The sequence below is a fragment of the Amycolatopsis sp. NPDC052450 genome (assembly GCF_044547565.1).
Classification (GTDB): Bacteria; Actinomycetota; Actinomycetes; order Mycobacteriales; family Pseudonocardiaceae; genus Amycolatopsis.
Window position 1 is genome coordinate 1 of the sequence record NZ_JBIUAQ010000061.1, and the last position, 8,859, is coordinate 8,859.

The 8,859-nt window shown below is 68.0% G+C and carries 7 protein-coding genes; 4 read left to right on the forward strand and 3 right to left on the reverse strand.

All coding sequences use genetic code 11. From position 1 onward, the window contains the following. Window positions 1–204: 204 nt before the first annotated feature. The 3 genes from ACIHAO_RS42810 to ACIHAO_RS42820 form a co-directional block, all read right to left on the reverse strand. On the reverse strand, window positions 205–957 hold the full coding sequence (locus tag ACIHAO_RS42810) for a class I SAM-dependent methyltransferase (RefSeq protein ID WP_396568067.1): 753 nt from the start codon (window positions 955–957) through the stop codon (window positions 205–207). Window positions 958–1,039: 82 nt separating this feature from the next. Next, a complete protein-coding gene (locus tag ACIHAO_RS42815) occupies window positions 1,040–1,855 on the reverse strand; it encodes an ABC transporter permease (RefSeq protein WP_396568069.1) in 816 nt (271 codons plus the stop codon). Beyond that, window positions 1,852–2,880, reverse strand: a complete 1,029-nt coding sequence (locus ACIHAO_RS42820; protein ID WP_396568071.1) for an ATP-binding cassette domain-containing protein — start codon at window positions 2,878–2,880, stop codon at window positions 1,852–1,854. The genes ACIHAO_RS42815 and ACIHAO_RS42820 overlap by 4 nt, the downstream gene beginning before the upstream one ends. Before the next feature lie 302 nt (window positions 2,881–3,182). Here ACIHAO_RS42820 and ACIHAO_RS42825 point away from each other — a divergent pair, with 302 nt between their 5' ends. The 4 genes from ACIHAO_RS42825 (at window position 3,183) to ACIHAO_RS42840 (ending at window position 8,624) form a co-directional block, all read left to right on the forward strand. Continuing rightward, complete coding sequence (locus ACIHAO_RS42825) at window positions 3,183–4,331, forward strand: MFS transporter (protein ID WP_396568073.1); 1,149 nt, start codon at window positions 3,183–3,185, stop codon at window positions 4,329–4,331. Between the two features lie 16 nt (window positions 4,332–4,347). Continuing rightward, on the forward strand, window positions 4,348–5,589 hold the full coding sequence (locus ACIHAO_RS42830; RefSeq protein ID WP_396568075.1) for a cytochrome P450: 1,242 nt from the start codon (window positions 4,348–4,350) through the stop codon (window positions 5,587–5,589). Window positions 5,590–5,620: 31 nt separating this feature from the next. Further along, window positions 5,621–6,172 (forward strand): dihydrofolate reductase family protein, encoded by a 552-nt coding sequence (locus tag ACIHAO_RS42835; protein WP_396568077.1) that lies wholly within the window; start codon window positions 5,621–5,623, stop codon window positions 6,170–6,172. A 157-nt stretch (window positions 6,173–6,329) separates the two neighbouring features. Beyond that, the gene (locus ACIHAO_RS42840) at window positions 6,330–8,624 is read left to right on the forward strand and encodes an ATP-binding cassette domain-containing protein (protein WP_396568079.1); all 2,295 of its coding nucleotides are present in this window, start codon (window positions 6,330–6,332) and stop codon (window positions 8,622–8,624) included. Window positions 8,625–8,859: the final 235 nt, after the last annotated feature.

Below are 8,859 nucleotides of genomic sequence, written 5' to 3' on the forward strand. Positions count from 1 at the left end.
CCGTCGGAGTCCCGCGTCATCGGCGGTGTCGCCCGCAAGCCGTAGCTCTTTCCCTTTCCGGTCCGTGAAGGCCTCCTTGAGGGACCCTGGGTCCCTCAAGGAGGCCTTCACGGACTTCCGCCTACACGACCGAATTCGCGTGCTTGGAGGCGGAAGTCTCGCCACCAGCGGTCATACGGCTCCAGACACGCGAGTGACGGCCACCTACCCGATGGCGAAGACCTCGACCGGGTGCGGAATGCGAACGTGCCCCGCGGAGAGCGTCCCCAGCTCCCCGACGGCGTCGAGCAGCTCCGCGCGGCTCGTCCCTCCGCGCCAAGGCTGGTGCCGGGCGAAGGTCAGGAACTCGAGAAGACGGTGCGCCGGCTCCGAAATCGGCACCGAGATCTCCGCGCCCACCGTGACGGACCGGAACTCGATGCCGAACCGCGCGAGCTCCTCCGCGAGTGTCTGCGCGAACAGCGGACGCGTGACGCCTTGCCGCGCGAGGGATTCCGCGAAGGGGCCGTTCAGCCGGTTCAGCGGGGTCACCGCCACGATCAGGACCCGGTGCCGGTTGCGGGCCTCCTTCAGCACGGCCATGCCGTCGTCGGCGTCGAGGTAGCACAGCGACTGGACGAACAGGCCGTACTCGGTCGGCGCGATCCGGAGGTCGGCGACGTCGGCCATGCTCGCCGTGAGCACGCGGTGGCCACGTACCTTCGGCGGTCCGGTCAGCTCCGTGCGCAGCCGTGCCACCGCTTCGCCGTTGGTGTCGACCCCCTGGAACCACACTGTTCTCCGCGGCACCCGCGCGATCAGCTCCAGTTCGAACATGCCGAACCCGCAGCCGTACGACGTGAGTTCGAGATCGTCGCCCGGGCCGATCAGTCTCGATGTCTCCTCGACCATCAGCCGCTGCTGATCGGTCAGGCTCCGGAAGGTGGCATTGCAGGTGTTGTAATCCAGTTCGTCCATCAGCGCTCCCCGGTCCAGGCCCCCGAAACACCGAAGCCGTGGCGCACAGGCGTCACGGCTTCGGTGTTCGAGCGACGAATACTCAGATCCGCTTCTTCAAGGCACGTACCGAAAGCGCCCCGAACACGATCGCGATCACGGCCGCCCAGATGAGCGACCAGACCACCGCCGAGGTGACTCCGACGCCACCGTTCATCAGGCCGCGGCACGCCTTGAGCAGGATCGCCACCGGGCTGACCTCGGCGAACGCCTGGAGCCATGACGGCATCGACTCGACCGGCGCGAACACCCCGCTGACGAAGTTCAGCGGCAGGATCACCGCGAACGCGAACACCTGGACCTTCTCCGCCTGGTCGGCGGCGACACCCACCAGCGTGGGCACCCAGGAGAACGCGATCGCGAACACCAGCAGCAGCAGCCCGGCCGCCAGCACGCCGAGGAAACCCTTCTCCGGCCGGAAACCGAGCAGCAGCCCGACACCGACCACCAGCAGCACGGACCAGACCTGCTTGAACTGGTCGCCGATGATCCGCCCGGCCAGCGGCGCCCAGCGCGCGATGGGCAGCGAACGGAACCGGTCGAACACGCCCTGGGACAGGTCGGTGTTGAGGCCGATGCCCACGTTGATGGTCGCGAACAGCATGCTCATCACCAGCATGCCGGGGATCATGAACTGCAGGTACGCGTGCCGGTCCCCGGAGATCGCGCCGCCGAAGACGAACGTGAACAGCAGGGTGAAGATGATCGGCTGGAAACTGATGTCGGCCAGCTGTTTCGGCTCGTGCTTCACCGAAACCGTGCTTCGCCAGGCGAGGGTGAACATCTGCGAGATGCCCTGGAAGAACCCGACCCGGGCCGACAGCTGCTGCGACGGCAGCGTCGTGGTCGCGGCGGTCATCGGATCTCCTCCTCGGTCTCTTCGGCGGTGTCCTCGGCCGGACGCCCGGTCAGGCTCAGGAACACCTCGTCCAGGCTGGAGCTGCGCAGGGACAGCTCGCCGATGACGATGCCTGCCTCTTCGAGCCGCCGGACCGCGCCGGGCAACGCCGCCGGGTCGGTGACCGGGACGCTGACGACCTGGCCCGAGATGTCCGGCGTCACGCCGGCGATCTCGCCGATCAGCCGTACGACCTTCTCGAGGTCTGCGGGCTGGGCGCCGCGCACCGTCAGGCGCTGGGCGCCGGTGCTGGCCTTGAGCTCGTCCGGGGTGCCCTTGGCGATCACCTTGCCGTGGTCGACGACCACGATCTCGTCGGCGAGCGCGTCGGCCTCTTCGAGGTACTGCGTGGTCAGCAGCACCGTGACGCCGTCGGCGACCAGGCCGCGCACGACGTCCCACAGCTCGAGCCTGCTGCGCGGGTCGAGTCCGGTGGTGGGCTCGTCCAGGAACAGCAGGCGCGCGTTGCCGACCAGGCTGGCGGCCAGGTCGAGCCGGCGGCGCATACCGCCCGAGTAGCCCTTGGCGGCCCGTCCGCCGGCCTCGGTGAGGGAGAACCGCTCCAGGAGCTCATGCGCGCGGGCCTTGGCCGCCCGCCGCGAAAAGCCGAGCAGCCGCCCGATCAGCAGCAGGTTCTCCACGCCGGTCAGGCTTTCGTCGACCGAGGCGTACTGCCCGGTCAGGCCGATCAGCTGCCGCACCTGGTGGGCGTCTTTTCCGATGTCGTATCCGGCCACGGTGGCGTGGCCCTCGTCCGGCGTCACCAGTGTGGACAGGATCCGGACCGTGGTGGTCTTACCGGCGCCGTTCGGGCCGAGGACCCCGAGCACGGTACCCGTGCGGACGGTCAAGTCGACCCCGTCGAGCGCGGTCGTCTCGCCGAACCGTTTCACCAGCCCCTCGGCGTGGATCGCGAATTCCGTCTCGATCCCCCGCGGCCCCGGGCCGGCCCTCGACGCGGTCGCGGGTTCGACGTTCTGCAACATGACGCACTACCTTCCTGTTCCTCACTACGGAGACACTCTCGTGCGGTTACATCATGCGACCGGACGCGGCGCGGGAGGAGTGATTGGTTAACCTCTCGGGTATGAATTATTCATTTTCGGGATAAATATCCCATCATCAAAACATCACACTGCCGCCGACCATACCCGCGCGGCAGGCGGCCGCACTTCTTCATAAATGCGGTAAATAATCGTGGTCGTCCCCCGAATTCCGCTGCTAATCTGCGAATGTCCGCCTTTCGGCGAAAACGCGATTACCCAGCCAGGAAAGGACCGCCTCGGTCATGGTCGCCGTCATCACCGCAGCTCCGCGGACCGGCACGGTCTTCGCCGGATTCGCCGCGTACGGCGCATTGTGGGGCCCGTACCTTTCGATGCTGCCGGACGTCCGCCACGCCACCGGCGCCGGTGAGGCGCAACTCGGTGCCGCGTTGCTGATCGGCGCGCTAGCGGCGATGCCCGCCATGTTCGCGATCGGCAAGCTGCTCGACCGGTTCGGCAGGCCGGTGGCCGTCGCGACTTTCGCCGGATTCGCGCTCATCGCACCGACTCCCGCACTCGCCGGATCCGTTCCTGGCTTGTTCCTGACACTGGGTTTGTTCGGATTCGGCTCCGGCGCCTGCAATGTCGTCGTCGTCGCGCTGGCGGCGTCCGCCGAAGCAGGAGACGGGCCCCGCGTGATGAACCGCGCGCACGCGTTGTTCAGCGTCGGCCTGCTGACGTGCAGTCTCGGCACCGGGGCGGCGCGGAGCGCGGGTGTCCCCGCCGAGGTGATCGCGCTGACGCTTTCGACGCTGGTCGTGATCGGCGCGGTCGCGGCGAGGAACTCCGTGCCGGGACGGCTGGTGCGGCAGGGCCGCGAACCGGGGAAGCGGTTGCGGCTCGGCTCGGCGGTCCTGCTGCTGTGCCTGCTGGCCGGGCTCGCCATGGTCGTGGAAAGCGGCGTGCAGCAGTGGAGCGCGGTGTTCCTGGCCGACGTCACCCGGGCACCGGTCGGGATCTCCGCCGCCGCGCCCGGGATCTTCGCCGCGGGCATGGCGCTGGGCAGGCTCGGCGGGCACCTGCTGTCCGGTCGCGCGTCGGACCGCTTGGTGCTGCTCGCCTCCGGCGCGCTCTCCGGGGTGGGCGTACTGCTGCTTTCCCTTGCCGACGCGCCGGTACACGGCCTGATCGGCACCGCCGTGGTGGGCGGCGCGATCTCGGTCTCGACGCCCACCGTCTACGGGCTGATCGGGCGCGGCGCGACGGCGGAGGACCGCGGCGCGGTGATCGGCTCGGCCGCGTCGCTGGCCAGCGTCGGCCTGCTGCTCGGCCCGGCGGTGGTCGGTCAGATCGCCGGCCACACCGACCTGCGGGTCGCCATCGCGGCCTTGTCCGTGGCCTCGGTCGCGGTCTGCCTGCTCGCCCTGCGCGTGCCCGCCCGGAACGACTGATCGGAGGAGGGACCAGATGGCCGACGTAACAGGAGGTCGTGGAGGCTCGGATTTCGCCGAGGGACGGCATCGGCGGCTACTCGTCGGGGACGATGTCCCCGCCGGGTGTCCTGTCGGTTCCCGCTCGCGCGACGGGCGGCGTGAATGGCTGGTGAGCGGCTATTCCGAAGCACGCGAATTCCTGCGTGACAAGCGGTTCAGCCGGGCCGAGCTGGCCGAGACGACCCATCCGCGTGGCCCGGCCACCCGGATGTCGGTGACCGATCTCGACCCGCCCCGGCACACCCGGATCCGGAAGCTGATCGGCGGCGCGTTCTCCGCGCGGCGGGCGGAGCAGCTGCGCGGCTACGTGGAAACCGCCGCCACCGACCTGCTCGACAGGCTGATCGCGGCGGGCCCGACCGCGGACCTGCTCGCCGATTTCTGCGCCCCGCTGACCTTCAGCGCGCAGGCCGAGTTGCTGGGGGTGCCGCGGTCGCGGCGCGACGCCGTCCGCAAACGCGCGAACGCGCGCCTCGGGAAGCCGGGCTCTCCGCGATCCGCCGTCTACCAGGGCGAACTGCTGCTGCACGACGAGGTCGCGATGATGCTCGCCGACACCGAGGATCCGCCGTCCGGGCTGATGGCGGAACTCATCGAGGCGCACCGCTCGGGGGCGCTCGACGAAAGCGAGCTGACCGGCCTGGCGGCGTCGCTGTTCTTCGACGGGCACGCGCTGGCGTCCGCGCAGATCACCAACACGGTGCTGTGCGTGATCTCGCGGCCGGGACTGCTCGCCGAGTTGGGCTCGGACCCGGCGGTGCTGGACGCCACCGTCGAGGAAGCACTGCGCTACAGCCCCGCGGTGAACTTCAGCATGACGCGGATCGCGACGGAGGGCGTCACCCTCGCCGGCTCGCGGATCGAACCCGGCGACCTGGTGACCGCGCTGCTGCCGGTGGTCAACCGCGACGAGGACGTCTTCGCCGAACCGGACCGGTTCGCGATGGACCGCAACGGCAGGCATTTGTCCTTCGGGCACGGCACGCACCACTGCATCGGCGCCCATCTCGCGCGGGTCGAGATCCAGTCGGCGCTGCGCGCGCTTTCCCGCCGCGCACCGGAACTCTCGCTCGCCGTACCCGAATCGTCCCTGGACTGGACGGTCTCGCCGACGATGCGCGCATTATCGGCGCTGCCGGTCCGTTGGAGCTCTTCCGTCGTGCTGGATCCTTTGGAGCGTCGCGAGCGGCAGTGGGAGGATCGGCCCGCGGCCTGAAATCGGGCTACCGGCCAACGAAGGAGTTCTCATGCGTGAAATCGCCGCGGGATTGTTCATGTCGCTGGACGGGGTGGCGGAACGGCCCGACCGCTGGATGGGCCAGTACTGGTCGGACGAAATGAGCGAAGGCATCGCCGAGAGCCTCGCCGCCTCGGACGCCATTCTGATGGGCAAGGACACCTACCTGGCCTTCGAGCAGATGTGGAAGCCGCAAGGGGACAGCAACCCGATGGCGGCGTTCCTGAACGGCACGCACAAATACGTCGTTTCTTCGACGCTCGACGAAGCGACGCTGACCTGGCCGGGCACGAGCCTGATCACCGGCGACGTCGCGGGCGCGATCACCCGGCTGAAGGAAGGGCCCGGCAAGACGATCCGCGTGCCAGGAAGCCCGAAACTGGTGAGCTGGCTGCTCGCCGAAGACCTCCTGGACGAACTGGCGCTCAACATCATGCCGCTGGTGGCGGGCGAGGGAGCACGGCTGTTCGACGGCGTCGGCAAGGAGATCCCGCTGACCCTGACGAAGTCGAATTCGCTGAAGACCGGCGTCATCGGAGCCGTCTACACCCGTGCGGGGTGAATTCACCGCCCATCGCGCCACGTGAAAAATTCATTCTTCCGTCGTGAAGAAAACACACCCCGATCGCACGTGAATGGACTACCGGGGAAGCGTCGGCACTGCGATACTGGCGAGCAGGCGCGATCATTCACGCGCGACGGCGAGGAAAGGACCTTCTGTGACTGCCGCAGCCCGCAAGACCAAGCAACCGGCGGGTGAGGGAATCCGCGTCACCGGCGCTCACGAGAACAACCTGAAGGATGTCTCCCTCGAGCTCCCGAAGAACCAGATCACGGTTTTCGTCGGGGTTTCGGGTTCCGGGAAGTCCTCCGTCGTCTTCGACACGATCGCCGTCGAGGCACAGCGTCAGCTGAACGCCACCTTCCCCTGGTTCATCCGCAACCAGCTGCCCAAACACGAACGACCGCAGGTGGACGGCATCGAGAACCTGACCACCCCGGTCGTGGTCGACCAGCGCCCGCTCGGCGGGAACGCCCGCTCGACGGTCGGCACGGTCGCCGACATCCATCCGCTGTTGCGGGTGTTGTTCTCGCGTCAGGGAAAGCCCAGCGCGGGCAACCCTTCGCTGTACTCCTTCAACGACCCCAACGGGATGTGCCCCGACTGCGAGGGCATCGGGCGCGCGCTGCGTCCGGACCCCGAGCTGATGCTCGACATGACGAAGTCGCTCGACGAGGGCGCGATCCTGGTGCCGGGCTATCCGGTCGGCAGCCCCGGCTGGCAGTTCTACGCCAACCACGACGCCATCAACCCGGCCAAGAAGCTCAACAAGTACACCGCGAAGGAGATGGACACCCTTCTGCACGGCAAGGAGGGCAAGGTCCAGCTCACCTTCAAGAACGGCAAGACGCAGACGCTGACGTTCGAGGGACTCGTCGCGAACTTCACCCGGCGCCACCTCAAACGCGACACCGGGTCGATGAGCGAGAAGACCCGCGCCCAGGCGGAGAAGTTCATCACCGAGGGGCCCTGCCCGGCCTGCCGCGGCGGACGGCTGAGCGAAGCCGCGCTGGCGACCAAACTGGCGGGCAAGAACATCGCGCAGTGGTGCGAGCTGCAGATCACCGATCTGATCGAGCTGATCCGGTCCATCAAGGACAAACAGACCAGCGCGATGGCCCAAGGGGTGCTGGCCGCGCTCGAACGCATCGAGGCGATCGGCCTCGGCTACCTTTCGCTGGACCGCGCGACGACGTCGCTGTCCGGTGGTGAAGGGCAGCGGCTCAAGCTGGTCAAGCATCTGGGCAGCGACCTGACCGGGCTGACGTACATCTTCGACGAACCCAGCGTCGGCCTGCACCCCCGTGACGTCGGCAGGCTCAACGACCTGCTGCGGGCGTTGCGGGACAAGGGAAACACGATCCTGGTGGTCGAACACGACCCGGACGTCATCGAGATCGCCGACCACGTGGTCGAAATCGGGCCGCGTGCGGGCGTGCACGGCGGCGAGGTCGTCTTCCAGGGGACGTACCGGCAGCTACGCGCCGGCAAGACCCTGACCGGGGCCGGGCTGGCCCGCGCCGGTGTCGTCAAGACGGATCCGCGTCCTGCCAAGGGAAAGCTGCCGATCAAACGGGCTTCACTGCACAACCTGAAGAACGTCTCGGTCGACATCCCGGCCGGTGTGCTCACCGCGGTCACCGGTGTCGCGGGTTCGGGCAAGAGCTCGTTGATCTCCGGCGTCTTCCGCGAGGCACATCCGGACGCGATCTTCGTGGACCAGACGGCGATCGCGGCCTCCTCCCGATCGACGCCGGCGACGTACCTGGGCCTGATGGACCCGGTGCGCAAGCTCTTCGCGAAGGCGAGCGGCGCGAACGCGGCGTTGTTCAGCTTCAACTCCCAGGGCGCCTGCGAGGAATGCCAGGGCCGCGGCGTGCTGATCACCGAAGTGTCCTATATGGACCCGATCACGACGCACTGCGAAAGCTGCGACGGGCGGCGGTTCAAGGACGAGGTGCTCGCGCACAAGCTGCGTGGCAAGTCGATCGCCGACGTGCTGGAGCTGTCGGCCGAGCAGGCGGCGGAATATTTCACCGAGGCACCGGTGCTGGCGAAGGTGAACGCGCTGATCGAGACCGGGCTCGGGTACCTCGGGCTGGGGCAGGCGCTGAGCACGCTGTCCGGTGGTGAACGCCAGCGGATCAAGCTGGCGGACCGGCTTTCCGGCGGCGGCAACGTCTACATCCTCGACGAGCCGACCACCGGCCTGCACATGACCGACATCGACATGCTGCTCGGCCTGCTCAACGGCATGGTCGACGCGGGCAACACGGTGGTGGTGATCGAGCACAACCTGGCGGTGATCGAACAGGCCGACTGGATCATCGACCTCGGCCCCGGCGGCGGCAAGAACGGCGGCGAGATCGTCTTCACCGGCCCGCCCGAGAAGCTCCTGACCGCGGAGAGTTCGCTGACCGGCGAATACCTCAAGCGCTACCAACAGGCCTAAGCTCTTCGCGCCCGGCGTCCCTGACGGCATGGGCGACGCGGTGGACGGGCCACACGGTCAGCGATGGTCCTGACAGCGAGTGAGGGGTGTGTGGATATAGGGACGTTCAACCTGGATTCACCGGTGTGGTGTGGGTGTTGGGGGGTGTGTCTGGGTACGCAAATGCCCTCTGGCTTGGGATGATTGTTCTTGCGACGGAACAAAATCCTTCTAGCGAGAGGGCATCTGCTGGATG

Bases quoted from the DNA above. Each gene is read 5' to 3' on its own strand.
- ACIHAO_RS42810 (WP_396568067.1), bottom strand. From the start codon at position 957: ATGGACGAACTGGATTACAACACCTGCAATGCCACCTTCCGGAGCCTG.
- ACIHAO_RS42835 (WP_396568077.1), top strand. From the start codon at position 5,621: ATGCGTGAAATCGCCGCGGGATTGTTCATGTCGCTGGACGGGGTGGCG.
- ACIHAO_RS42820 (WP_396568071.1), bottom strand. From the start codon at position 2,880: ATGTTGCAGAACGTCGAACCCGCGACCGCGTCGAGGGCCGGCCCGGGG.
- ACIHAO_RS42825 (WP_396568073.1), top strand. From the start codon at position 3,183: ATGGTCGCCGTCATCACCGCAGCTCCGCGGACCGGCACGGTCTTCGCC.
- ACIHAO_RS42815 (WP_396568069.1), bottom strand. From the start codon at position 1,855: ATGACCGCCGCGACCACGACGCTGCCGTCGCAGCAGCTGTCGGCCCGG.
- ACIHAO_RS42830 (WP_396568075.1), top strand. From the start codon at position 4,348: ATGGCCGACGTAACAGGAGGTCGTGGAGGCTCGGATTTCGCCGAGGGA.